The sequence below is a fragment of the Rhodococcus sp. NPDC058532 genome, assembly GCF_042719255.1.
Lineage (GTDB): Bacteria > Actinomycetota > Actinomycetes > Mycobacteriales > Mycobacteriaceae > Rhodococcus_G.
In genome coordinates this window covers 47,933-71,542 of the sequence record NZ_JBHXNU010000006.1, presented here as the reverse complement: position 1 = coordinate 71,542, position 23,610 = coordinate 47,933, and the positions used below count along the sequence as shown (strand labels likewise).

Here is a 23,610-nt window from a genome sequence, read left to right as displayed (position 1 = left end):
GGTGGCCGACGTCAGCGCCTGGCGGGCGGCTGTCCCAGTGCGGTCATGGCGAGGATGTCGCGCTGCACCTCGTTGGTGCCGCCACCGAAGGTGAGGATCAGCGACGAACGGTGCATCCGCTCGACCCGGCCCCGCAGGATCGCGCCCGTCGAGTCCTGCCGCAGGTAGGCCAGGGGTCCGAGGACCTCCATCAGCAGTCGGTATGCCTCGGTGGCGAATTCGGTGCCGAACACCTTGCATGCCGATGCGTCGCCCTTGCTCGGCGCGTCCGCGGACGCGACCTCCCAGTTCAGCAGCTTCAGGTACTCGACCTTGGCGTGCACGCGGGCGAGGTTGATCTGGGCCCATTCCTGGTCGATCACCCGGCGGCCGTCGGCCAGCTTGGTGTTCTGCGCCCACTCGACGGTGGCGCGCAGCGCACCCTGGATCGGCGCAGCGGACACCAGCGCGACCCGTTCGTGGTTGAGCTGGTTGGTCATCAGCGACCAGCCGCCGTTCTCCTCGCCGACCAGGGCGGACGACGGGACGCGGACGTCCTGGTAGTAGGTGGCGCTGGTGTCCGGGCCCGCCATCGTGTGGACCGGCGTGTACGAGAAGCCGTCCGCGGTGGTGGGGACGATCAGCATGCTGATGCCCTTGTGCTTCTTGGCGCTCGGGTCGGTGCGCACCGCGAGCCAGACGTAGTCGGCGTAGGCGATGAGGCTCGTCCACATCTTCTGGCCGTTGACGATGTAGTCGTCGCCGTCCTTGACCGCGGTGGTGCGCAGGCTGGCGAGGTCGGTACCCGCGCCCGGCTCGGAGTAGCCGATCGAGAAGTGCAGTTCACCGGCCGCGATCTTCGGCAGGAAGAACTTCTTCTGCTCCTCGGAGCCGTAGTGCATGATCGTCGGGGCGACCGAGTTGATGGTCAGGAACGGAACCGGTGCGCCCGCGATCGCGGCCTCGTCGGTGAAGATCAGCTGGTCGAACGCGGAGCGTGCCTGTCCGCCGTACTCCGTGGGCCAGCCCAGCGCCAGCCAGCCGTCGCGGCCCATCTCCCGGACGACGTCGCGGTACACGGTGCCCGAGCCGTACTCGCCGGTCTGGGCGGCCAGCGCTTCGCGGCGTTCGGGAGTGATCAGCTTCGCGAAGTACGCGCGCAGTTCCTCCCTCAGCTTCTGCTGTTCCGCGGTGTAGGTGATGTGCATGATCCCTCTCCGGTCTGACACAGGTTCTAGTGATCGCCAACGGTGCCGGGCGCGTTCTGGCGGGGCGCCTCGTGCTGGGCCGTCTTTTGGCCCGTCGTGGCCGGTTTTTCGCATCATTGCACAGGCGTGGAACGGGTTCTAGTCTAATGATGGATCTGGCCGTGGACACAGCCCATCGTCCGTCCGGTCAGCCGTTCCGATCCCAGCAGAAATGAGGTTCATCAATGGAGGTCAAGGTCGATTTTGACCGGTGTGAGGCGAATGGCGTCTGCGTCGGTGTCGCGCCCGACGTCTTCGATCTCGATGACGACGACAACCTGATCGTCACGCAGCCCGTCGGCGACGACCCGGAGACCGTCGCACTGATGAAGGAGGCCGTCTCGCAGTGCCCGCGCGCGGCGCTCACGCTCGTGCTCTGAGAATCGAACCTTGCCGCGAATGAGAACACGTTCTAAAGTGACTGCCGTCACGAACGGGGCGATGTTCTCTGTACGATCCTTCCGCCCGTTCCACACCTGATTCTCGACCTATTCACGAAGGCAGTGGTGAGATTGGCTAGTCGCGAGGTAAGTCTGGACGGCAAGGTTGCGATCGTCACGGGTGGGGCCTCGGGCCTCGGCAAGGCCGAGGCCCTCGGCCTTGTTCGCTCCGGAGCGAACGTCGTCGTCAACGACCTCGCGGCGGGCGAGCAGTCGGACGCCCTGCTCGACGAGATCCAGGCCATCGGCGGCAAGGGGGTGTTCGTCCCCGGTGACATCGGCGAGCGCTCCACCGCCGATGCCCTGATGACGGCAGCCCAGGAGCTCGGCGGCGTCGACATCGTGGTCAACAACGCGGGCATCGTCCGCGACAAGATGCTGTTCTCGATGTCCGACGACGAGTGGGACCTGGTGCTCAAGGTGCACCTGCGCGGTCATTTCCTGTTGTGCCGCAACGCAGCCGTGCACTGGCGCGCCGAGTCCAAGGCGGCGGGCGCTCCGGTGTACGGCCGGCTGATCAACACCTCCTCGGAGGCCGGTCTGCTCGGCCCGGCCGGGCAGCCCAACTACGGTGCCGCGAAGGCCGGTATCACCGCGCTGACGCTGTCCGCCGCCCGCGGGCTGGAGCGCTACGGCGTCCGCGCGAACGCGATCTGCCCCCGGGCCAGGACCGCGATGACCGAGAACGTCTTCGGTGACGCGCCCGAGGGCGCCGTCGACCCGCTCTCGCCCGAGCATGTGGTGAACCTCGTCTCGTACCTGGCCTCGCCCGCCGCGGATGCCGTGAACGGCCAGGTCTTCATCGTGTACGGGCCGATGGTTGCGCTGATGGCCGCGCCGGTCGTCGAGCAGCGTTTCGACGCGCCGGACGCGGAGTGGAGCCCGGCCGGGCTCGCCGAGTCGATCGGCGGCTACTTCGACGGCCGGGAACCCGGTCGGATGTTCGCCGCGACCGAGGCCGTCAAGTCGCTGGGCTGACGCCGTGCGCCGAACTCTCGGCGCGCCAGTTCGTTCGCAGTTAAAAGAACTCTGTGGTTTCCCGCATTCTGCGGCGCCGACCGGACATGATGTGGCGGAATGGACGCGGCCTCGACCGTGGGTACGAGGACGTGCCCGGCGGCCACGCGTGCGGTCGGGGTCGGGGTGGCCGTGTGTCCGGCCCGTGAGCTCGGAGTTCGCGACGCGGGGCGGAGGGGTTGCCGTTCGGGCGCTCGTCCGCCCCGTCGCTTCTGGGCCGGTGTGTCGGACGCCGGCTGTCCCACCCGGTGAAAGGTGAAGGCAGGCAACGTGAGTCGTTCAAGGATGCGTCGGAGGGTGGCATATGCGGCCGCCGTGCTCGGTCTCGTGAGGGTCGACGACCGCCTGTTCGCCGGGCTGGACGGTTCGATGAACGCGTCCTCGGCCTCGGGCAGGCCCCGACTGTCTGCATCCGCTCTGACCAGTGGTGACGGCCGGGACGGTGGACGGCTTTGACAGGTGAACGTGTTCTATTTAGTATGACCCGCATCACAGATCCTGGGGGGAATCGACACGTCTTCCCAACCGTGGTGCGCGCCCATCCCGCCACGCGAACGACCCTTGACGAGGAGGACCGATGAACGACCTCCTTGCCGTGCCGCTCCGTGCGGTCGGCGGATTTTTCCAGATGACCGCGGAAGTGTTCCGCGCCATGGTTCGACCCCCCTTTCAGGGCCGGGAGTTCGTCGACCAGTCGTGGTTCGTCGCGCGGGTGTCGATGGTCCCCACCGTCCTCGTCGCGATCCCGTTCACCGTGCTGGTGAGCTTCACCCTCAACATCCTGCTCCGCGAGATCGGCGCGGCCGACCTGTCCGGAGCGGGCGCCGCACTCGGCGCGGTCACCCAGGTTGGCCCGATGGTGACGGTGCTGATCGTCGCCGGTGCCGGCGCGACCGCGATCTGCGCGGACCTCGCAGCCCGCACCATCCGCGAGGAAATCGACGCGATGCGGGTGCTCGGCATCGACCCCATTCAGCGGCTCGTCGTGCCGCGGGTGCTCGCATCCACGGTGATCGCGCTGCTGCTCAACGGCCTGGTCAGCACCATCGGCATCGCGGGCGGCTTCGCCTTCTCGGTGCTGCTGCAGGACGTGAATCCCGGCGCGTTCGTCAACGGGATCACCCTGCTCACCGGTTTCGGTGAGCTGATGATCTCGCAGCTCAAGGCAGGCCTGTTCGGCATGATCGCTGGCCTGGTGGCGTGCTACCTCGGTCTCAACGTGAAGGGTGGTGCGAAGAGCGTGGGTGATGCCGTGAACCAGACGGTCGTCTTCGCCTTCATGGCGCTGTTCGTCGTCAACGTCCTGGTCACCGCCATCGGCATCAAGCTGACGGCGGGGTGACGGGATGGCATTCGCACTGACCGGAAAGTTCCGGGGCACCCGCCGCCGCCTGCACAAGGTCGGACTCGGTGTCGACAGCGTCGGTGAGCAGGCCCTGTTCTCCTGGCGGGCACTGGTGTGGGCGCCCCGCGCCCTGATCCACTACCGCAAGGAGACGATCCGGCTGATCGCCGAGATCGGCATGGGTACCGGCGCACTCGCCGTCATCGGCGGCACCGTGGTGATCGTCGCGTTCCTGACGCTGGCCTCCGGCGCGGTGATCGCGGTCCAGGGCTTCAGCTCGCTCGGCAACATCGGCGTCGAGGCCCTGACCGGCTTCTTCTCCGCGTTCATCAACGTGCGCATCGCCGCCCCGGTGATCGCGGGCATCGGGCTTGCCGCCACCATCGGCGCAGGCTCGACCGCACAGCTCGGGGCGATGCGGGTCTCGGAGGAGATCGACGCGCTCGAGGTGATGGCGATCCCGTCGATCCCGTACCTCGTCAGCACCCGGGTGATGGCCGGGATGATCGCGATCATCCCGCTGTATTCGCTCGCCGTCGTCGCGTCGTTCATCGCCAGCCGGTTCGCGACCGTCGTGATCAACGGCCAGTCGCCGGGCGTCTATGACCACTACTTCTCGACGTTCCTGATCCCGACCGACATCCTGTGGTCGTTCGCGCAGGCGATCGTGATGGGTGTCGCGGTCATGCTGATCCACACCTACTACGGGTACAACGCCAGTGGCGGCCCCGTCGGGGTCGGTGTCGCGGTCGGCAACGCCGTGCGGACCTCGCTGATCGCGGTCGTCACGGTCACCCTGCTCATCTCGCTCGCCGTGTACGGCGGGTCCGGCAACTTCAACCTCTCGGGGTAGCGCGCATGTCCGATTCCTCAGCAAAGAAGAAGGTCGCCGCGCTGATCCTCGTCGGCAGCCTCGTGGCCATCACCACCACCGCGCTGGTGATGTTCTCCGGCGGGTTCAAGGACACCGAGCCGGTGACGGTCACCGCGCAGCGGTCCGGCCTGGTGATGGACCCGCAGGCCAAGGTGAAGATGCGCGGGGTCGAGGTTGGCCGCGTCGGCTCGATCGACGAGGTCGACGGTGAGGCCGTGCTGCACCTCGACATGGATCCCTCGCAGCTGCACCTGATTCCGTCGAACTCGACGGTGGAGATCAAGTCCACCACCGTGTTCGGTGCGAAGTACGTCAACTTCGTCGAGCCCGAGAACCCGTCCTCGCAGTCCCTGGCGGCGGGCACGAACATCGCGGCGACGTCCGTGACGGTTGAGTTCAACACGCTGTTCCAACACCTGTCGACGCTGCTGCAGCAGATCGAGCCGGAGAAGCTCAACGCGACGCTCGGTGCGATCTCCGAGGCCCTCAACGGCCGCGGCGACCAGCTGGGCCAGCTGCTCGCGGAGACCGACTCGTATCTCAAGACGATGAACCCGGTGCTGCCGCAGCTGCAGAAGGACCTCGAGGCCGCCGCGACCGTGACCAACACGTTCGCCGACGTCACCCCGAACCTGATGACGCTGCTCGACAACGCGACCGCAACCAGTGGCTCGATCGTCGACGAGCAGGACAACCTGAACCTGCTGCTGATGAACGTGACCGGGCTCGCGAACACCGCCAACCAGGTGGTCACCGAGAACGAGCCGAACCTGACCAGGTCCCTCGACCTGCTCCGGCCGACCACCGCGATGCTCGCCGAGTACGCGCCGAGCGCGGCCTGTGTGATCGTCGGACTCAACAAGGTTCGTCCGCAGGCCGAAGAGATCATGGGTGGGTTGCAGCCCGGAGTCGCGCTGAGCACCAGCTTCCTGCCCGGGGCCGAGCCCTACACCTATCCGAAGGACCTGCCCAAGGTGAACGCCACCGGCGGCCCGAGCTGCTGGGGCCTGCCCAACTTCGACCCGAAGACCGACGGCAACGCGCCGTTCGTCGTCACCGACACCGGCACCGTGCCGTTCGTGCCGTCGACCAAGACGTCGCTGAACGTGCCGAAGATGTTCCAGTGGCTCTACGCGGGCGTCGCGCCGCAGGAAGGGCAGAAGTGATGCGGCCGACCGCGATCAAACTGACCGTCTTCGCGACCGTGATGGCGGTGATCTTCGCCGGGCTGGCGATCGTGTTCAGCCAGGCCCGGTTCAGCTCGACCGACGACTACCACGCCGAGTTCACCAGCGCCTCCGGGCTGCAGTCCGGGGACAAGGTGCGGATCGCTGGCGTCCCGGTCGGCTCGGTGACCGGCGTCGAGGTCGGCTCGGATGCCCTCGCCCACGTCGCGTTCGACGTCGATGCGAAGTACCCGCTGCTGCAGAGCACCCGGGCCACCGTCCGGTACGAGAACCTGGTCGGGGACCGCTACCTCGAACTGCTTGAGGGCGCCGGGTCGACGGACACCCTGTCCGACGGCGGCACCATCCCGGAATCGCAGACCTCGCCTGCCCTCGACCTGGACCTGCTGCTCGGTGGCTTCAAGCCGCTGCTCAAGGGCATGAGCGCGGACCAGGTGAACGACCTTACCGCGGCACTGCTCCAGGTGTTCCAGGGGCAGGGCGGAACCCTGGTCTCGCTGCTCGGCAACACCAGCTCGTTCACCAACACCCTCGCCGAACGGGACCAGCTGATCGGCGACGTCATCACCAACCTCAACACCACGCTGACCACGATTGATAACAGCGGTGAGCAGTTCTCCTCGACGATCGACGAACTGCAGCAGCTGGTCAGCGGCCTCGCGCAGGACCGGGATCCGATCGGCGCCGCGATCCCGCAGATCGCCACCGCCACCGGCGATCTCGCGCGGCTGCTGGAGGGGGCTAGGCCCCCACTGCAGGCCACCATCGCGGGTGCGCAGCAGGTCGCCACCCAGCTCGTCGACGGTGAGGACGACGTGCAGTGGGTGCTCGACCGCCTGCCGGACGCCTACCGCAAGCTGATCCGCACCGGCACCTACGGCAGCTTCTTCCAGTTCTACACCTGCTCGGTGAGCTTCAAGTTCTCCGCTCCGGACGGGAAGGACCTGCACGTGGCACTTCCGACGACCCCGACCCAAGAGACAGGGAGGTGCGCGTTCCGATGAGCATGCGCGAACGAAACCCCGTGCAACTCGGGGTCATCGGGCTCGTCGTCGCCGGCGCGCTGGTGATCGCCGGCCTGCAGTACGACCGGCTGCCGTTCATCGCCAGCGGCATCCACTACCAGGCGGAGTTCGCGGACGCGGGCGGGCTGCTCGTCGGCGACTACGTCACCGTCGCCGGCGTGAACGTCGGCAAGGTCGAGGCGATCGAGCTCGACGGCACCGACGTCCTGGTCGGCTTCACGATGCAGGAGTCGATTGAACTCGGGGACAGCTCCCGCGCCAGCATCAAGACCAACACCATTCTCGGGCGCAAGTCGGTGGAGGTGCTGCCGGAGGGCACCGAGATTCTTGCCTCCGGTGGCACGATCCCGTTGGACCGCACCACCTCCCCGTACTCGCTCAACGACGCACTCGGTGACCTGACCACCACGGTGTCCGAGCTCGACACCGGCCAGCTGAACGACTCGCTGAACGCGATGTCCGACGCGCTGGCGGACACACCGCCGGAACTGCGCACCGCGCTCGCGGGCGTCACCCGGCTCTCCGAGAGCATCAACGCCCGCGACGAGTCCCTCAAGGATCTGCTCGCGCGGGCCGAGAGTGTCACCGGCATCCTCGCCACCCGCAGCGACCAGATCAACGCGCTGGTCGTCGACGGCAACCACCTGCTCGGCGAATTGGACCGGCGGCGCACCGCGATCAGCGAGCTGATCACCAACGTGTCCGCGGTGTCGAGGCAGCTGACCGGGCTGGTGCAGGACAACGAGCAGCAGATGAAGCCGACGCTCGACAAGCTCAACGCCGCCGTGGAGATCCTGCAGCGCAACAAGGACAACATCAGCCGCGGCCTCGACGGGCTCGCCCCGTACGCGACCGCGCTCGGTGAGGCGGTCGGCAGCGGCCCGTTCTTCATGGCGTACGTCGCGAACTTCAGCGTCGGGGCGCTGACCCAGACCATGGTCGACCAGCTCGTCTGGCCCGAGCACGTGCCGAAGGACCTGCAACAGTTTCCCCCGCTCAAGACCGAGCTCAAGGATCCGAACCGATGAGCCAGCAAGCGAATTCGAAGAAGTGGCTGATCGGCGGCGGGATCGTCGCCGTGGTCGCCGCCCTCGTCGTGGGAGTCCTGTACTTCTTCCCCGGCATCGGAAAGACGACCATCACCGCCGAGTTCCCGTCGACCAGCGGCATCTACGCTGGCGACGACGTCCGGGTGCTCGGGGTGAAGGTCGGCACGATCGAGACGATCAACCCCACCGGCTCCGGCGCCACCGTGGTGATGAACATCGACCGCTCCGTGGACATCCCGGCCGACGCGAAGGCCGTCATCGTCGCGCCGAGCCTGGTCGCCGCGCGGTTCGTCCAGCTGACCCCCGTCTACGACGGCGGCGACGCGATGTCCGACGGCGCCGAGATTCCGCTGGAGCGGACCGCGGTTCCGGTGGAGTGGGACGAGATCAAGGCCGAGCTCACCAAGCTGTCCGAGGCCCTCGGACCGCAGGGTGCCGCCGACCAGGGGTCGCTGGGCACCTTCATCGACACCGCGGCCGCCAACCTGGACGGCAACGGCGACTCGCTGCGCACAACCCTGCGCGAGCTGTCCGACACGATGAAGACGATGTCCGATGGCCGGACCGACCTGTTCGGCACGATCCGGAACCTGCAGACCTTCGTCACCACGCTGTCGGCGAGCAACCAGCAGATCGTGCAGTTCGGCGGCAGGCTGCAGTCGGTGTCGTCGCTGCTCGCGGACACCAGCGACGAGCTGGGCACCGCGCTGACCGATCTCGACGTCGCGGTCGGGGACGTGCAGCGGTTCGTGTCGGAGAACCGGTCCTCGCTCACCGAGCAGGTGGAGCGGCTCGCCGACGCAACGGCGATGCTCGTGGACAAGCGCCCCGAGCTCGAACAGGTGCTGCACGTTGCGCCGAACGCGCTGGCGAACTTCAACAACCTCTACGCCCCGCGGCAGGGCTCGCTCAACGGCGCGATCGCCGGGTCCAACGCGGGTAACCCGATCAACATGATCTGCGGCATGATCCGCGGCCTGGAGAACAACGACTCCGACAAGAGCGCGGACCTGTGCGCGCAGTACCTCGGCCCGGTGCTGAACTCGGTCGCGATGAACTACCCGGGGATCCTGACCAACCCGGCGATCGGTACCACCGCCAACCCCGATCAGATCGAGTACTCGCCGCCGAGCCTCGCAGGTGAGGTCGCGCCGCGCACCGCTCCGGCGACCATCGCTGGCCCGCTCGCGGCCATGCCGACAGTGAACGTGCCCAAGAGTCTTGGGGCGCTCCTTAATCCGGGAGGCGGACAATGATGGCGCGCAAGCGCAGGGGCCGCAGGGCCGCCGTCGTCGCGGTGGCGTTGGGCTTGACGCTGACCCTGACCGCATGCGAGTGGGACGGGTTGAACTCGTTGCCGCTGCCCGGCACCCAGGGCACCGAGGACGGCTCCTACACCGTCCGGATCGAGATGCCGAATGTGACGACGCTGTCGCAGAACTCACCTGTCCGGGTGAATGACGTGACCGTCGGCGCCGTCACCGGCATCGAGGTCGACGGCTGGAATGCTCTCGTCACGGTGTCGCTGAACCCGGACGTGCAGCTGCCCGCCAATGCGACCGCGCGGATCGGTCAGACCAGCCTGCTCGGCTCCCAGCACCTTGAGCTCGCCCCGCCGGAGGGCATCGCCCCCGACGGAACGCTGCAGGACGGGGACGTGATCCCGCTCGACCGGGCAGGCGCGTACCCGACGACCGAACAGACCCTGTCGTCGCTGTCGGTGGTGCTCAACGGTGGCGGGTTGGCGCAGATCAACGACATCACCCGCGAGCTCAATGCCGCCTTCGACGGCCGGACCGACTCGATCCGGGATCTGCTGCCGCAGCTGGACAGCCTGGTCGGCAGCCTCGACCGGCAGCGCGGAGAGATCATCTCGGCGATGGAGGGCATCGACCGGCTCGCGGGCACCGTCAACCAGCAGACCGAGGTCCTCAACGCGGCGCTCGAGGCGGTTCCGCCCGCCCTGAACGTCCTCGTCGATCAGCGGCAGAATCTGACCAACGCGCTCGTCGCGCTCGGCACCTTCAGCACGACCGCAACCCGGGTCATCAACGAGAGCGGCGACGACCTGAAGGCGAACCTGGCCTCGCTGGCGCCGCTGCTCGACGAGTTGGCCAGTACCGGAAACAATCTCACCGAAGTGATGTCGCTGCTGTTCACCTTCCCGTTCGCGATGAAGAATATGGACCAGTTCATCCGGGGCGACTACGCGAACCTGATGATGATGGTCGATCTGACCAATGAACGGCTGGACCTGAACTTCGGCGGCGGCGGCATGGCGACCCGGCTGGCCGGGGTCGAGGGCGCGCTCGGCCAGTTCGCCGGGGCCGCCGGCGAGGCGGCCAATCCGCTTGACACGCCCGCGGCAAAGCAGCCGGACGCGCTCCAGGCCGAGCCGAAGCCGCCCGCCGCCATCAAGATTCCCGGCCTGCCGGACATCCAGATCCCCGGTCTGCCGCAGCTAGGAGCGCCGACGCCATGATGCTCACCAAGTTCGTCCGGGTCCAGCTGGTGATCTTCTCGATCCTGACGGTCATCGGACTCGCCGTGATGGCCACCCAGTATGTCCGGCTGCCCGCTCTGTTCGGGATCGGGCAGTACCGGGTGACCGTCCAATTGTCCTCCACCGGAGGGCTGTACGAGCACGCCAACGTCGCGTTCCGGGGCACCAACGTCGGCAAGGTGGAGTCGGTGACCCTCACCGACAGCGGGGTCGACGCGACCCTGTCGATCGGCAGCGGTTTCGACATCCCGGCCGATGTGGACGCCGCGGTGAAGAGTGTCTCCGCGATCGGTGAGCAGTACGTCGACCTGATCTCCCGCTCGGACGGCGAGCCCTATCTCGTCGACGGCGACGTCATCCCGGTGGACCGGACCTCGACCCCGCAGGACGTCGGCGACATGCTCGATCAGGCCGACAGCCTGGTCAAGAGCATCTCGAATACGCAGTTGCGGCTGGTCGTCGACGAATCCTTCAAGGCGTTCAACGGTGCCGGGCCGGACCTGCAGCGGCTGATCGACTCGGCGCGGCTGTTCGTACAGGAGGCGAACGCGAACGTCGACGCCACCAAGACGCTGATCGATCAGGCCGGTGCGCTGCTCGACACCCAGGTCGTCACCAGCGACGCGATCCGGTCCTGGACCCAGGATCTGGTCACCTTCTCCAACCAGCTGCGGGCCAGCGATCCGCAGATTCGGGGCCTGCTGGAGAAGGGGCCGGGTGCGGCCGCCGAGGCCACCGAGCTGTTCCAGGAGTTGCAGCCGACGCTGCCGCTGCTGCTGGCGAACCTGGTCAGCGTCGGTGAGGTCGGTGCCATCTACAACAAGAGCATCGAACAGGTCCTGGTGATCTACCCGCCGCTGGTCGCCGGCCTGATGACCGCGGCGTTCAAGGGCCCGATCGACGAGGGTGCCCTGGTGAACTTCCATCTCCAGGTGAACGACCCGCCGCCGTGCACCACCGGCTTCCTGCCGCCCGAGCAGCGTCGCTCCGGTGACGAGGTGTCGACTCCCGACACCCCGCCGAACCTGTTCTGCAATGTCGCGCCCGACGATCCGTCGGCCGTGCGCGGCGCCCGCAACTACCCGTGCATGGAGTTCCCCGGCAGGCGGGCCGCGAGCGTCGAGCAGTGCCGCGCGGGCGGTCACGTCGGGGCGGGCAACAACCCGCCCAGCGGCCCGGTCCAGGACCCGTCTGTACCCTCGTACACGACGGCCCCGGCTTCCTACAGCGGCGCCTCGGGAGTGCCCGCCACGGCGCGCCCGTACGACCCGACCACCGGCAAGTACGTCGGGCCCGACGGCCGCCTGTACGCCCAGCCCGCGCTGGCGTCGGGTGGAGAAGCAAGAGAGGACACGACGTGGCAGACGATGATGACACGTCAGCAGGGCTGACGACCCAGAACACCGAAGCTCCGAAATCGGTTGCTGCCGAATCGGATTCCATCGGCACCGGCGGACAGACCGGCGACGGCGACACCACCGCGGCGCCGGGCAGACGCCCCGGGATGCTCGCCTGGATCCTGGTCGGGGTGCTCGTCGCGGCACTGCTCGCGGCCGGGGTGTGGCTGCTGATCGAGCGCAGCGCCGCGCAGGACCGGGACGCGCAGCGCAATGCGTTCGTGCAGACCGCCCGCCAGACCGTGCTCAACCTGACGACGATCAAGCCGGACACCGCGAAGGAGGACGTCGAGCGGATCCTCGCCGGCGCCAGCGGCGAGTTCAAGTCCGAGTTCGACGGCCGCGAGGACCCGTTCGTCTCCGTCGTCAAGGAGGCCGGGGTGACCACCGTCGGCAAGATCCTCGAGTCCGGATTCGAGAGTCAGGATGGCGACACCGCCAAGGTTCTCGTCGCGGCCCGCGCCGATGTCAGCACCCCGGACGGCACCCAGAACGGCCCGCGGGACTTCCGGATGCGGGTCACCGTCACCGACGACGGCGGAACCATGACGGCCTCGAAGGTGGAGTTCGTGCCATGAGCGAAGCGAAGAATGTGCCGGGCGAAGCGAAGAATGTGCCGGGCGAAGCGAAGGATGTGCCCGGCGAAGGCAAGGACGCCCCCGGCGTCGACCTAGAGAAGGCGGCGCCGGCGGACGCCGACACGGCAACGGACGCGCCGGCAAAGGACGCCGACACGGCAGCGGATGCGACGGCAGCGGGCGAGCCCGCGGACCCGCCTGCCGTGCCTGGGACCTCGTCCACGAAGGTGCTCACGGCCGTTGCCGCGGTGCTGGTTGTCGCGCTCGCGGTGGGTGTCGGGCTGCTCCTCACGGGATACCTGCAGGACCGCGCCACCGAGCAGGCCCGCACCGACGCGGTCGCGGCGGCGAGCGCCCAGGCCGCGAAGATGTTGTCCTACAACTACAACGAGGTCGACCAGCAACTCGCTGCTGCCGCGGACGGACTCACCGGCGATTTCCGGGACGAGTACGACACGCTGGTGAAGGAGACCATCGCGCCCGGCGCGAAGGAGAAGAAGCTGACGGTGCAGGCGACGGTGCAGGCCGGTTCCGTCGTCTCCGCCACCCCGGATGATGCGGTGGTGCTGCTGTTCGTCAACCAGATCACCACCAGCGCCGACGTCCCGGACGCCGCAACCACCGGCAGCCGGGTGCGGATGGAGATGCACAAGGACGGCGACCGCTGGCTGACCGGGCGACTCTCGCCGGTATAGGACCATCCACCGAACGACGAAGGCGCCGCGGGTTCACCGCGGCGCCTTCGTCGTTCGGGTGGCTCAGTCCACCGGTTCGGTGGGCAACAGTGCGGGACCCGCGACCGAGTCCCTGGACAGCGCGGTGAGGAACGACTTGGCCCAGCGGTCGACGTCGTGGGCGAGGACCTGACGGCGCAGCGCGCGCATATGCCTGCGGCCGTCCTCGCGCGGCTGCGTCAGCGCCGCCTCCATCTTGTCCTTCACGTCCTCGAGGTCGTGCGGGTTGCACAGGTACGCCTGGCGGAGTTCGGCTGCGGCGCCGGTGAACTCGCTGAGCACCAGGGCGCCGCCGAGGTCGCTGCGGCAGGCCACGTACTCCTTCGCGACCAGGTTCATGCCGTCCCGCAGCGGCGTCACCAGCATGACGTCGGCGGCGACGAAGAACGCGATCAGCTCGTCGCGGGGGATGGGCCGGTGAATGTAGTGCACGACGGGCCGCCCGACCTCGGCGTACTCGCCGTTGATCCGGCTGACCGTCATCTCGATCTCGCCGCGCATCTGCACGTACGATTCGACCCGCTCGCGGCTGGGCGTCGCCAACTGCACCATCACGGTGCTTGCCGGATCGACCCGATCCTCCGCGATGAGTTCGTGCAGGGCGTCGAGTCGGACGTCGATGCCCTTGGTGTAGTCGAGCCGGTCGACGCCGAGCATGATCTTCTTCGGATTGCCGAGTTCCTTGCGGATCTGCTTGGCCCGATCCCGGATGGTCTTGGTGCGGGACTGCTCGTCGAGGGCGCCGGACGAGATCGAGATCGGGAACGCGCCGACCCGGACGGTGCGGAACCCCACCTGCACGACCCCGAGCTTCGAGCGCACCCCGACCGACCCCCGCGAGGTCTGGTGCCCGATCAGCCTGCGGGCGAGGAACAGGAAGTTCTCGGCGCCCCCGGGCAGGTGGAACCCGATCAGGTCGGCACCGAGCAGGCCCTCGACGATCTCGGTGCGCCACGGCATCTGCATGAACAGTTCGACCGGGGGGAACGGGATGTGCAGGAAGAACCCGATCGTCAGGTCGGGGCGGAGCATCCGCAGCATCTTCGGGACCAGCTGAAGCTGGTAGTCCTGGATCCACACGGTCGCGCCCTCGGCGGCCGCCTTCGCGGTTGCCTCCGCGAAGCGGCGGTTGACCTCGACGTACGCGTTCCACCATTCGCGCCGGTACTCCGGGCGGACGATGACATCGTGGTAGAGCGGCCACAGGGTGGCGTTGGAGAAGCCCTCGTAGTAGTCCGACACCTCCTGCGCGCTCAGCGCGACGGGATGCATCTCGATGCCGTCCTCGACGATCGGCTCGAGCTCGGTGTCGGGAACCCCGGGCCAGCCCACCCATGCCCCGCGGTTACCGCGGAGGATGGGTTCGAGGGCGGTGACCAGGCCGCCGGGGCTGCGCTTCCAGCGGGTGCTGCCGTCGGGCAGCTTCTCCAGATCGACGGGCAGCCGGTTGGCGACGACGACGAATTCCGAAGCGGCAGCGCCCACTGTGATCCTGTCTTTCCTGCCGTGCTGCCGAGCGGGCAGCGGCGGCGAACTAGTCGACCTTGGCCGAGGGGCCAATGCCGAGCATAGACAGCAACATGCGGCATTCGTCGGCGTCTGCCGCGTACGCCGCGACGACCCGCTGTGCCTGTCGGGCGGTTTCGTCGGTGACGGGCTCGAGTTCCTCGTCGGGGATGTCGTTCTCGGTGGTGGTCTTGGTGGCCATGATGCCGGTTCCTCCATGGGGAAGCTGCGGGACGCGCAGCCGGGGATTTCTGCCCGCGACTCTAAGAGAACGGGGGCCTCCCGCGCCACTTCCGGCTGGTTTAGGGTTCACTCACTTCGCAGGGAATCGGGAGAGTGATGGCGGACGCACCCACAGGCACCGGCGGCGGCGCGATTCTTCGTCGCACCGTCCGCAGGCACCGCGGCAGGCTGACCTCGGGCACCGCGCTGCTCGCGGTCCACCAGCTCGCCGAGACGCTGGTGCCGATCGCGATCGGGTGGATCGTCGGGCGGGCGATCGCCCCCTCGTCCAGTCCGGCGCTGGTCTGGTCGATCACCGGCCTCGCGGCGCTGTTTCTCGTGCTCACCCTGGCGTGGCGCTTCGGCGCGCAGCTGATCGTGCGGGCGATGCAGCAGGAGGCGCACCTGCTGCGGGTGGAGGTGGCGGGCCGGATCCTGGACCCGCGCGGGGTGCGGACCGAGCTGCGGGCGGGGGAGCTGCTGACCGTCGCGACCTCGGACGCGGAGCGCGCCTCCTGGATCCTCGACATCCTGCCCCGCTGCGTTGCCGCACTGACCGCGGTGGCCGCGTCGGCGGTCGCGTTGCTGGTGATCGACGTCCCGCTCGGGCTGGCGGTGCTGGTGGGGACGCCGCTGATCCTCGCGGTGATGCAGGTGGCCGCGCCGGTGGTGACCCGGCGGGTGACCGCGCAGCAGGAGGCGACCGCGGGGGCGGCGGCGCTGGCGACCGACCTGGTCGCGGGGCTGCGTCCGCTGCGCGGGCTCGGCGCGGAACGGGTCGCGGCGGACCGGTATCGGGCGGCGAGCCGCACCGCGCTGGCCGCGACCCTGCGGGCCGCCCGCGCCACCGGCGGACACCTTGGCGCGTCGGTCACCGTCAGCGCCCTGCTCGCGGTCGGGGTCGCCGGATTCGCGGGCTGGTTCGCGCTGCAGGGCCGGATCGGTGTCGGGGAACTGATCACCGTCGTCGGGTTGTCCCAGTTCGTCATCGAACCGCTCGGGACGCTGTCCCGGCTGCCGGGGTTCCTCGCCGGTTCCCGCGCGTCCGCCGACCGGCTGGCCCTGCTGCTCGACGCCGAGCCCCTGGTCCCGGCCGGGACCAGGCCGGTGCCCGCGGTCGCCGACCTCGAGCTGGCCGGGGTCGGGTTCCGGTCGCTGGACGGGTTGTCGCTGCTGGCGCGGCGGGGCGAGCTGCTGGGGGTGCTCGCGCACCGCCCCCAGGACGCGGAGGCGCTGGCGCACCTGCTGTCCGGGCACGTCCCGCCCGGGGAGTATCGGGGCACCGTCACCGTCGGCGGCGCGGCGCTCGCCGAGATCGACCTCGCGCACGCGCGGCGGGCACTGCTCGTCGAGCCGCACCACACCGACCTGTTCGCCGGGACGATCGGCTCGAACGTGGCGGGCGGTCGTCCGGACGCCGACCCCGACGCGGTGCGGCGCGCGCTGGCGGCGTCCGCCGCCGCCGACGTCGTCGGGGCGCACCCGGAGGGCCTGAACCAGCCGGTGACCGACCGCGGTGCCAGCCTGTCCGGTGGTCAGCGGCAGCGGGTCGCGTTGGCGCGGGCGCTGCTCGCGCGGGCCCCGGTCCTGGTCCTGCACGACCCGACGACGGCGGTGGACGCGGTGACCGAACAGGCCATCGCCGACGGCATCGCCGCGATGCGTCACGGTGACACCGACCGCGCCCACACCACGATCCTGATCACCTCCAGCCCGGCCCTGCTCGCTGCAGCGGACCGGGTGCTGGTGCTCGGCGCAGGCTCGGTGGTCACCGAGGGGCGGCACGCGGACCTGGTCGCCACCGATGCGACGTACCGGAAGGTGGTGCTGCGGTGACCGCGCACGACGCTGTGCTGCTGCCGATCGCCACCACCCGGCGGTGCTGGTCGTGGCTGCGCGGCGAACTCGGCAGGCGCCGCCGGTTGACCGCGCTGACCGCCGCGGCCGGGACCGTCGGCGCCGCGACGACGCTGGTCCCGATCTACGCGTTCGGTGTGCTGGTGGACCGGGTGCGGGAGCAGGCGGGCGGGACCGCGATCGTCGGGGTGGTCGCCGTGATCACCGTCGCGGCGATCGTCGGCGGCCTGTTCGCCGGGTGGACGTCGATCCTGATCAGCAGGCTCGGTGAGGGGATGCTCGCGGGACTGCGGGAGGACACCGTCGACCGCGCGTTGACGCTGCCGGTGGCCACGGTGGAACGGGCGGGCACGGGCGACCTGCTGTCCCGGGTCGGCGACGATGTCGCGGTGATCGGCAAGGCGGTCGCGGACGTGGTCCCGAGCCTGGTGTCGGCGGTGCTGCTGGTGGCGTTGAGTCTGGTCGCGATGCTGGGCATGGACTGGCGTCTCGGGGTGGCGGGTGCGGTCGCCCTGCCGCTGTACGGGCTCGCGCTGCGCTGGTACCTGCCGAGGTCGGGGCCGGTGTTCGCCGCCGAGCGGGTCGCGATGGGGGAGCGGGCGCAGGCCCTGGTCGCCACGATGTCCGGTGCCCGCACGGTCCGCGCCTACGGGCTCGAGGACCGGCATCTGGCCGAGATTGACCGGGCCTCCTCGCGGGCGCGGGACCTGGCGACCGGGGTGTTCGCCCTGTTCACCCGGCTGGCCGGACGCGGCAACCGGGCCGAGTTCGTCGGCCTGTCGGTGATCCTGGTCGTCGGTTTCGTGCTGGTCCGCGACGGGCACGTCACCGTCGGTGCCGCCACCGCGGCGGCGCTGCTGTTCCATCGACTGTTCAACCCGATCGGGATGCTGATGTTCACCTTCGACGAGGTGCAGTCGGCGGGCGCGTCGCTGGCCCGGCTGGTCGGTGTCGTCGACATTCCGGTGCCGATCCGCGGTGCGTCCGGGGCGGTCCCGCGGTCCGCGGAACTACGCCTGGACGGGGTTCGCTACAGCTACGACGGTGAACGGGACGTGGTGTGCGGCATTGACATTCGGCTGGCACCCGGGGAGCGGGTCGCGCTCGTCGGGGCCACCGGCGCCGGCAAGTCCACGGTCGCGGCCATCGCAGCAGGATCGCTGGCCCCGACCGGCGGCGCCGTTACCCTCGGCGGCGTGCCCGTCGCCGACCTCGGGGACGGGCTGCGTGAGCGGGTGGTGATCGTCAGCCAGGAGGTGCACGTGTTCGCCGGCCCGCTGATCGAGGATCTGCGGCTGGCCCGGCCGTCCGCCACCACCGAGCAGGCGGAGGCCGCGCTCGCCGCCGTCGGCGCGCTGGACTGGGCGCGGGCCCTCGACCGTGGGCTGGACACCGTCGTCGGTGAGGGCGGGTCGCTGCTGACCGCCGCCCAGGCCCAGCAGTTGGCGTTGGCCCGGCTCGTGCTGGCGGACCCGCTGGTCGCGGTGCTCGACGAGGCGACCGCGGAGGCGGGCAGCGCTGGCGCGCGGGATCTCGAGGCGGCGGCCGAGGCGGCCACCCGCGGCCGCACCACCCTGATCGTCGCGCACCGGCTCACCCAGGCCGCCGCCGCGGACCGGGTGCTGGTGCTCGACCGCGGCGTCGTCATCGAATCCGGGACGCACCCGGACCTCGTTGCGGCGGGTGGGCGCTACGCGACGCTGTGGACGGCCTGGTCCGGGCGGTGACCGCGATGGCACGACGGCGCCGATCGTGCAAGGGTGGTCCGGGGGACGGGTCCGTCCCCGCCGAGACCCAGGACGCGCAGGTGATCCGGTGCCGATCGACAACGACGTCTACGACCGTGTCGGGGACGGCTGGTGGGACGAGGACAATCCGCTCAACATGCTGCACGGGAGCCTGACGCCGGGCCGATTCGCGTACTTCCGTGAGGTGCTCGCCGCGCGGATCGGTGCCGACTTCACCGGGATGTGCGCTCTGGACATCGGCTCGGGCGGCGGCTTCCTCGCCGAGGAGTTCACCCGGATCGGGTTTCGTGTTGTCGGCGTCGACCCCTCCGCCGTCTCGGTGACCACGGCCCGCGCTCACGCCGCGGCGAGCGGCCTCGACATCGACTACCGGCTGGGCTCGGGGGAGCGAATCCCGGTGCGGGACGCGGAGTTCGACGTCGCCTACTGCTGCGATGTGCTCGAACACGTGACCGATGTGGACGCCGTCATCGGGGAGACGGCCCGCGCCCTCAAACCCGGCGGCGTGTTCCTCTTCGACACCATCAACCGGACCCGCACCAGCAGGCTCGTCGCGATCAAGCTCATGCAGCAGTGGCGGTGGTCCCGGCTGTTCGACACCGACGTGCACGACTGGGCGATGTGCATCAGGCCCGCCGAACTGGTCGATGCGCTGGGCCGCGGGGGCCTGCGGGCTGGCGCGATCGTCGGACTAGGACCCCGGTCCCGGAATCCGCTGCGGGTCCTCGACATGGCCCGCGCGTCGCGGGGCAGGCTGCCCTGGGGCGAGGTCAGCCGCCGCCTCGACTTCGGCAGGACCCGGTCCACCGCGATCTCGTACATGGGGCACGCGGTCAAGGCCTGACAGGGCGCGGGGTGCCCGGATCGCAGCAGGGTACGGTGACCAGCGTCGTTGCCGCCCTCGGAAAGGTCTGTTCATGCCGCTCGCCACGATCAACGGGATTCAGCTGAATTACCAGGTCAAGGGCTCCGGAGATCTGGTCGTGCTGATCATGGGGACGGGCAGCCCCGGCCGGGTGTGGGATCTGCATCAGGTGCCCGCGCTGGTCGCCGCGGGCTACCGGGTGTGCACGTTCGACAACCGCGGCATCGCCCCCACCGACGAGTGCGCTGCCGGATTCACGATCGAGGACATGGTCGCGGACACCGCGGCACTGATCGAGCATCTCGGCGGCCCCGCCTACGTCGTCGGCACGTCGCTGGGCGCCCGGATCGCGCAGGAGTTGTCGCTGACCCGCCCGGACCTGGTCCGCAGGGCGGTGTTCCTCGCCGCGCACGGTAGGCGCGACACCCTGCAGAAGGCGCTGCGGGACGGCGAGCGGGAACTGGACGAGAAGGGCATCACCCTGCCCGACACGTACCGCGCCGCGATCACCGCGGTGCTGAACCTGTCGCCCACGTCGCTGGCCGACCCGATGGCCGCGCAGGACTGGCTCGACATTTTCGCGTTCTCCAAGGGCACCCCCTCGCCGGGGGTGCGTGCGCAGGAGGGTCTCGACGACTTCGGTGACCGCCTGCCCGCCTACGGGAGGATCACGGTGCCGTGCCTGGCGATCGGGTTTGCCGACGATCGTCTCGTCGCGCCCGGCCTCGCCGCGGAGGTCGCGAAGGCGATCCCCGGCGCCCGGTACATCGAGTTGGAGGACTGCGGCCACTACGGCTACCTGGAGCGTCCCGAGGCGGTGAACTCCGCGGTCCTCGACTTCCTGAAGGGCTGACGCCCGGGTCCTCGCCGCACCGACCGAACCCCCCTCGTATTAGGGTAGGCTGCGCTACTAATACGGGGGCCTCGGTTCGATGCGGGGTGCCGGAGAACGGGACCGCCGCTCCGCGGCGAGGATGGACTGCTGCCATGACTTCGACTCGGACGAGCGGGGATTCCCGGTCCGAAGTGTTCGACATCGTCGGCGTCGGGTTCGGGCCCTCGAACCTCGCGCTCGCCATCGCGATCGAGGAACACAACGCGGCATCCGCGCCGGAGGATCGGATCCGGGCCTGCTTCGTTGAACGCCAGGACCGGTTCGTCTGGCATCCGGGGATGCTCCTCGACGGCGCCACCATGCAGATCGCGTTCCCGAAGGACCTGGTCACCTTCCGCAACCCGGCCAGCACCTTCAGCTTCTTCTGCTACCTGTTCGACAAGGGCAGGCTGGTCGACTTCGTCAACCATCAGACCTTCTTCCCCAGCCGCCTCGAGTTCAACGACTACCTGCAGTGGGCGGCCGACCGCGTCGACGCCGACGTCCGCTACGGGTTCACCGTGACCGGGGTCAGCGGGGTGCGCTCGGCGGCGGGCACCGTCGACGAGTTCACGGTCGCGGCGTCGGACGGTCGGACGCTGCACGCGCGCAACATCGCGGTCGGCGCCGGGCTGCGGGAGCGGCTGCCGGAGTGGGCGACCCCGTCGCCGCGGTGCTTCCACAATCACCGGTTCCTGTTCCATCTCGACCAGATGCCGGAGCCGCGGCACCAGCGGTTCGCGGTGCTCGGCGCCGGGCAGAGTGCCGCCGAGGTGGTGCAGTACCTGCATCGCAACCACCCGCAGGCCGAGGTGCACAGCGTGTTCTCGCGGTACGGCTACAGCCCAGCCGACGACAGCCCCTACGCCAACCGGATCTTCGACCCGGCCACCGTCGACGAGTTCCACGGCGCCAGCCCCGACGAACGGGAACGGCTGCTCGGCGTGCACAAGGGCACCAACTACTCCGTCGTCGACATCGACCTGATCAACGAGCTGTACACCGCTGAATACCAGGAACTGGTGAGCGGCAGGCGTCGCCTGTTCATGCACCGCGCCTCGGACATCGTGTCCGTGCAGGACGGCGCGGACGGCATCGAGGTCGCGATCCGCAGCAACCTCGACGGGCTCACCGACACGCTGACCTGCGACGCGCTGGTCCTGGCCACCGGTTTCGCCCCGGCGCCGCTCGACGAGCTGCTCGGCGAGTTCGCGCCTGCCTGCGCCGTCACCGACGTGGACCGGGACTACCGCCTCGGCACCCCGGACGACGTGCGGGCAGGCATCTATCTGCAGGGCGGAACGGAGAAGACGCACGGTTTGACCGCGTCGCTGCTGTCGAATGTCGCGATCCGGTCCGGGGAGATCCTCAATTCGATCGTCGTAAGTCGGTCAGCGAGACGCGATCTTGATAGGGTCGAGTCCTCCACAGGGGTGGACAGCACCACGAACGAGTTTGCGACAAGCGAGGCCAAATGAGCACGAATCCCTTTGACGACGAAGACGGTCGCTTCTATGTTCTCGTCAATGACGAGGACCAGCACTCGTTGTGGCCCACCTTCTCCGAGGTGCCGCAGGGATGGCGGATCGTCTTCGGCGAGGAGAGCCGCCAGGCGTGCGTCGAGTACGTCGAGAAGAACTGGACCGACATGCGTCCGAAGAGCCTGCGTGAGGCGATGGAGAAGGACAAGGCCGCAGGCAACGGCTAGCCATCCGGTTCACCGCCGAAACCACCGCGCTCCGGGCCCGTCCTGCCATCGCTGCAGGAATGGGTACCGGAGCGCTTCGGTTCGCGGGAGTCGCCGTGGCCGCCGCAGCGTCCGGGCCAGCCATTCGCCGAGGGTCACCCCGGCCGCGAGCGCGACCCCGATGCCGAGCGCCGACATCAGCGCGCCGATGCCGAGCAGCAGGTCGTTGTTCAGCAGCGCGTACAGGCCCCGGTACAGCGACAGGCCGGGCAGCAGCGGGGTGATGCCCGCGACGGCGATCACCTGCGGCGGCGTCAGCGCCCGCCTGGCGAGCAGGCCGCCAACGAACCCGACCACCGTCGCCGCGATCGCGGTCGCGATCACCGGCCCGATCGACAGGGTCAGCGCGGTGAAGTAGACGAGGATGCCCGCCGCCCCGCTCAGCCCGGCCACCGCGAGCGCGCGCCGCTCCGCGTAGCAGGCGACGGCGAAGAACAGCGCGGTGAACGCGCCGGCGACGACCTGTACGGGGATCTCGCTGAAGCTCGGCGACAGCGGATCCGGAGTGGTGTCCGGCAGCGGCGTCCCCAGCGCGGCCGCGATCCGCAGCGACACCGCGACACCGGCGATGATGCCGCCGGTCAGCATCAACACCTCGAAGAACCGGGCGACGGCCGTGACCGGGGCGCCGGTGATGGCGTCCTGCACCGAACCGACCAGCGCCAGCCCGGACAGCAGCACGATCACCCCTGCCGCGATGACCAGCGACGGTTTCACGTCGAGCCCAAGCGGGTCCCGCAGGGCGTAGAGCACCGCGGCGGGCGCCGCGGCGATGAAGCCGCCGACCACCTGCTGGAAGAAGAACGGCAACCCGAACCGGTTCAGCATCAGGTTCGTCAGGTAGATGACCGCCGTCGTCAGGAAGCTGACCACCGCCACCAGCGCGCCGCCGCCGAGCAGGACGGACGCGGACGCGGCCATCCCGGACCAGCCGAACGTGGCGACCCACCGGTTGTACGGATGCGGCGACCGATTGATCGCACTGATCTCCGCCAACGCGATCGCCGGGTCGAGGGCCTCGGTGCGCAGCTGCCTGGTCAGCTTGTCGACGGCAGCGAGCCGGGTGAAGTCGAGGGAGCGGTAGTGCACGATCCGCATGCTCGTCGCCGGGGGCATCGTCGGGCCGCGGTGGGCGCTGACGCGGATCGCGTTGTAGGTGACGTCCACATCGCAGCGGGCGAGGCCGTAGGTCGCGGCGACGAACCGGACCTGGGCGGCGGTGTCGGTCGCGGACGAGCCGGACGCCAGCAGCACCTCCCCGGAGCGGACCGCGAGATCGAGCACCTCGGCGACCCTCGCGTCGTCGGTCAGGTCGATCGGGCGCAGCGGTGTCGGCGCGGCGACCGGCTCGTCGACGACCGCGCGTTCACCGACGAGGTTGTTCAGGGTGGTGATGGCGCTGCGCCACCGCGACAT

22 protein-coding genes are annotated in these 23,610 nt (G+C 69.3%); 18 read left to right on the top strand and 4 right to left on the bottom strand.

Annotated elements, in window-relative coordinates; all coding sequences use genetic code 11:
* Positions 1 to 11: 11 nt before the first annotated feature.
* On the bottom strand, positions 12 to 1,187 hold the full coding sequence (locus ACFWQG_RS09475; protein ID WP_378507353.1) for an acyl-CoA dehydrogenase family protein: 1,176 nt from the start codon (positions 1,185 to 1,187) through the stop codon (positions 12 to 14).
* 224 nt (positions 1,188 to 1,411) lie between these two features.
* Between ACFWQG_RS09475 and ACFWQG_RS09470 the strand changes: the two genes are divergently transcribed.
* From ACFWQG_RS09470 to ACFWQG_RS09415, 12 genes are all read left to right on the top strand, one after another.
* Positions 1,412 to 1,606 (top strand): ferredoxin, encoded by a 195-nt coding sequence (locus ACFWQG_RS09470; RefSeq protein ID WP_378507352.1) that lies wholly within the window; start codon positions 1,412 to 1,414, stop codon positions 1,604 to 1,606.
* Positions 1,607 to 1,738: 132 nt separating this feature from the next.
* A complete protein-coding gene (locus tag ACFWQG_RS09465) occupies positions 1,739 to 2,644 on the top strand; it encodes a 3-oxoacyl-ACP reductase (RefSeq protein ID WP_378507544.1) in 906 nt (301 codons plus the stop codon).
* A 616-nt stretch (positions 2,645 to 3,260) separates the two neighbouring features.
* Positions 3,261 to 4,025: an MlaE family ABC transporter permease gene (locus tag ACFWQG_RS09460; protein ID WP_378507351.1), complete on the top strand. Its 765-nt coding sequence runs from the start codon at positions 3,261 to 3,263 to the stop codon at positions 4,023 to 4,025.
* Positions 4,026 to 4,029: 4 nt separating this feature from the next.
* Positions 4,030 to 4,881 (top strand): MlaE family ABC transporter permease, encoded by an 852-nt coding sequence (locus ACFWQG_RS09455; protein ID WP_378507350.1) that lies wholly within the window; start codon positions 4,030 to 4,032, stop codon positions 4,879 to 4,881.
* A 5-nt stretch (positions 4,882 to 4,886) separates the two neighbouring features.
* On the top strand, positions 4,887 to 6,068 hold the full coding sequence (locus ACFWQG_RS09450) for an MCE family protein (protein ID WP_378507349.1): 1,182 nt from the start codon (positions 4,887 to 4,889) through the stop codon (positions 6,066 to 6,068).
* Positions 6,068 to 7,093, top strand: a complete 1,026-nt coding sequence (locus ACFWQG_RS09445) for an MCE family protein (RefSeq protein ID WP_378507543.1) — start codon at positions 6,068 to 6,070, stop codon at positions 7,091 to 7,093. Before ACFWQG_RS09450 ends, ACFWQG_RS09445 begins: the two co-directional genes overlap by 1 nt.
* A complete protein-coding gene (locus ACFWQG_RS09440; RefSeq protein ID WP_378507348.1) occupies positions 7,090 to 8,142 on the top strand; it encodes an MCE family protein in 1,053 nt (350 codons plus the stop codon). Before ACFWQG_RS09445 ends, ACFWQG_RS09440 begins: the two co-directional genes overlap by 4 nt.
* Positions 8,139 to 9,419 carry an MCE family protein gene (locus ACFWQG_RS09435; protein ID WP_378507347.1) on the top strand — a complete coding sequence of 427 codons (1,281 nt, stop codon included), beginning with the start codon at positions 8,139 to 8,141 and terminating at the stop codon, positions 9,417 to 9,419. Before ACFWQG_RS09440 ends, ACFWQG_RS09435 begins: the two co-directional genes overlap by 4 nt.
* A complete protein-coding gene (locus ACFWQG_RS09430) occupies positions 9,419 to 10,645 on the top strand; it encodes an MCE family protein (RefSeq protein ID WP_378507542.1) in 1,227 nt (408 codons plus the stop codon). Before ACFWQG_RS09435 ends, ACFWQG_RS09430 begins: the two co-directional genes overlap by 1 nt.
* Positions 10,642 to 12,057, top strand: coding sequence for an MCE family protein (locus tag ACFWQG_RS09425; RefSeq protein WP_378507346.1), 1,416 nt, complete (start codon positions 10,642 to 10,644; stop codon positions 12,055 to 12,057). Before ACFWQG_RS09430 ends, ACFWQG_RS09425 begins: the two co-directional genes overlap by 4 nt.
* Complete coding sequence (locus ACFWQG_RS09420) at positions 12,024 to 12,641, top strand: hypothetical protein (protein WP_378507345.1); 618 nt, start codon at positions 12,024 to 12,026, stop codon at positions 12,639 to 12,641. Before ACFWQG_RS09425 ends, ACFWQG_RS09420 begins: the two co-directional genes overlap by 34 nt.
* A gap of 203 nt (positions 12,642 to 12,844) precedes the next feature.
* Entirely contained in the window at positions 12,845 to 13,336 is a 492-nt protein-coding gene (locus ACFWQG_RS09415) for a h domain protein (RefSeq protein WP_378507541.1), read from the top strand.
* A 63-nt stretch (positions 13,337 to 13,399) separates the two neighbouring features.
* Here the strand turns inward: ACFWQG_RS09415 and ACFWQG_RS09410 are convergent, their stop codons facing one another.
* Entirely contained in the window at positions 13,400 to 14,860 is a 1,461-nt protein-coding gene (locus tag ACFWQG_RS09410; RefSeq protein ID WP_378507344.1) for a trehalose-6-phosphate synthase, read from the bottom strand.
* Between the two features lie 49 nt (positions 14,861 to 14,909).
* Entirely contained in the window at positions 14,910 to 15,083 is a 174-nt protein-coding gene (locus ACFWQG_RS09405) for a hypothetical protein (RefSeq protein WP_378507343.1), read from the bottom strand.
* Between the two features lie 137 nt (positions 15,084 to 15,220).
* Between ACFWQG_RS09405 and ACFWQG_RS09400 the strand changes: the two genes are divergently transcribed.
* The 6 genes from ACFWQG_RS09400 to ACFWQG_RS09375 all read left to right on the top strand — a co-directional run bounded on the left by ACFWQG_RS09400 (position 15,221) and on the right by ACFWQG_RS09375 (position 22,155).
* Positions 15,221 to 16,939, top strand: a complete 1,719-nt coding sequence (locus ACFWQG_RS09400) for an ABC transporter transmembrane domain-containing protein (RefSeq protein WP_378507342.1) — start codon at positions 15,221 to 15,223, stop codon at positions 16,937 to 16,939.
* The gene (locus ACFWQG_RS09395) at positions 16,936 to 18,687 is read left to right on the top strand and encodes an ABC transporter ATP-binding protein (RefSeq protein WP_378507341.1); all 1,752 of its coding nucleotides are present in this window, start codon (positions 16,936 to 16,938) and stop codon (positions 18,685 to 18,687) included. Before ACFWQG_RS09400 ends, ACFWQG_RS09395 begins: the two co-directional genes overlap by 4 nt.
* Positions 18,688 to 18,775: 88 nt before the next feature.
* Positions 18,776 to 19,552, top strand: a complete 777-nt coding sequence (gene ubiG / locus ACFWQG_RS09390) for a bifunctional 2-polyprenyl-6-hydroxyphenol methylase/3-demethylubiquinol 3-O-methyltransferase UbiG (protein ID WP_378507340.1) — start codon at positions 18,776 to 18,778, stop codon at positions 19,550 to 19,552.
* Between the two features lie 73 nt (positions 19,553 to 19,625).
* A complete protein-coding gene (locus ACFWQG_RS09385) occupies positions 19,626 to 20,426 on the top strand; it encodes an alpha/beta fold hydrolase (protein ID WP_378507339.1) in 801 nt (266 codons plus the stop codon).
* A 134-nt stretch (positions 20,427 to 20,560) separates the two neighbouring features.
* Positions 20,561 to 21,925, top strand: coding sequence for a lysine N(6)-hydroxylase/L-ornithine N(5)-oxygenase family protein (locus ACFWQG_RS09380; RefSeq protein WP_378507338.1), 1,365 nt, complete (start codon positions 20,561 to 20,563; stop codon positions 21,923 to 21,925).
* Positions 21,922 to 22,155 (top strand): MbtH family protein, encoded by a 234-nt coding sequence (locus ACFWQG_RS09375; protein WP_378507337.1) that lies wholly within the window; start codon positions 21,922 to 21,924, stop codon positions 22,153 to 22,155. Before ACFWQG_RS09380 ends, ACFWQG_RS09375 begins: the two co-directional genes overlap by 4 nt.
* Positions 22,156 to 22,164: 9 nt before the next feature.
* On the opposite strand, the gene ACFWQG_RS09370 is transcribed toward ACFWQG_RS09375, so the two are convergent.
* Positions 22,165 to 23,610 (bottom strand): threonine/serine exporter ThrE family protein, encoded by a 1,446-nt coding sequence (locus ACFWQG_RS09370; RefSeq protein ID WP_378507336.1) that lies wholly within the window; start codon positions 23,608 to 23,610, stop codon positions 22,165 to 22,167.

What these genes read in the sequence shown, in the direction of transcription:
- ACFWQG_RS09370 (WP_378507336.1), bottom strand. Translation starts at nt 23,610, where the DNA reads ATGTCGCGGTGGCGCAGCGCCATCACCACCCTGAACAACCTCGTCGGT.
- ACFWQG_RS09430 (WP_378507542.1), top strand. Translation starts at nt 9,419, where the DNA reads ATGGCGCGCAAGCGCAGGGGCCGCAGGGCCGCCGTCGTCGCGGTGGCG.
- ACFWQG_RS09385 (WP_378507339.1), top strand. Translation starts at nt 19,626, where the DNA reads ATGCCGCTCGCCACGATCAACGGGATTCAGCTGAATTACCAGGTCAAG.
- ACFWQG_RS09450 (WP_378507349.1), top strand. Translation starts at nt 4,887, where the DNA reads ATGTCCGATTCCTCAGCAAAGAAGAAGGTCGCCGCGCTGATCCTCGTC.
- ACFWQG_RS09375 (WP_378507337.1), top strand. Translation starts at nt 21,922, where the DNA reads ATGAGCACGAATCCCTTTGACGACGAAGACGGTCGCTTCTATGTTCTC.
- ACFWQG_RS09380 (WP_378507338.1), top strand. Translation starts at nt 20,561, where the DNA reads ATGACTTCGACTCGGACGAGCGGGGATTCCCGGTCCGAAGTGTTCGAC.
- ACFWQG_RS09440 (WP_378507348.1), top strand. Translation starts at nt 7,090, where the DNA reads ATGAGCATGCGCGAACGAAACCCCGTGCAACTCGGGGTCATCGGGCTC.
- ACFWQG_RS09445 (WP_378507543.1), top strand. Translation starts at nt 6,068, where the DNA reads ATGCGGCCGACCGCGATCAAACTGACCGTCTTCGCGACCGTGATGGCG.
- ACFWQG_RS09460 (WP_378507351.1), top strand. Translation starts at nt 3,261, where the DNA reads ATGAACGACCTCCTTGCCGTGCCGCTCCGTGCGGTCGGCGGATTTTTC.
- ACFWQG_RS09425 (WP_378507346.1), top strand. Translation starts at nt 10,642, where the DNA reads ATGATGCTCACCAAGTTCGTCCGGGTCCAGCTGGTGATCTTCTCGATC.
- ACFWQG_RS09400 (WP_378507342.1), top strand. Translation starts at nt 15,221, where the DNA reads ATGGCGGACGCACCCACAGGCACCGGCGGCGGCGCGATTCTTCGTCGC.
- ACFWQG_RS09475 (WP_378507353.1), bottom strand. Translation starts at nt 1,187, where the DNA reads ATGCACATCACCTACACCGCGGAACAGCAGAAGCTGAGGGAGGAACTG.
- ACFWQG_RS09470 (WP_378507352.1), top strand. Translation starts at nt 1,412, where the DNA reads ATGGAGGTCAAGGTCGATTTTGACCGGTGTGAGGCGAATGGCGTCTGC.
- ACFWQG_RS09435 (WP_378507347.1), top strand. Translation starts at nt 8,139, where the DNA reads ATGAGCCAGCAAGCGAATTCGAAGAAGTGGCTGATCGGCGGCGGGATC.
- ACFWQG_RS09405 (WP_378507343.1), bottom strand. Translation starts at nt 15,083, where the DNA reads ATGGCCACCAAGACCACCACCGAGAACGACATCCCCGACGAGGAACTC.
- ACFWQG_RS09455 (WP_378507350.1), top strand. Translation starts at nt 4,030, where the DNA reads ATGGCATTCGCACTGACCGGAAAGTTCCGGGGCACCCGCCGCCGCCTG.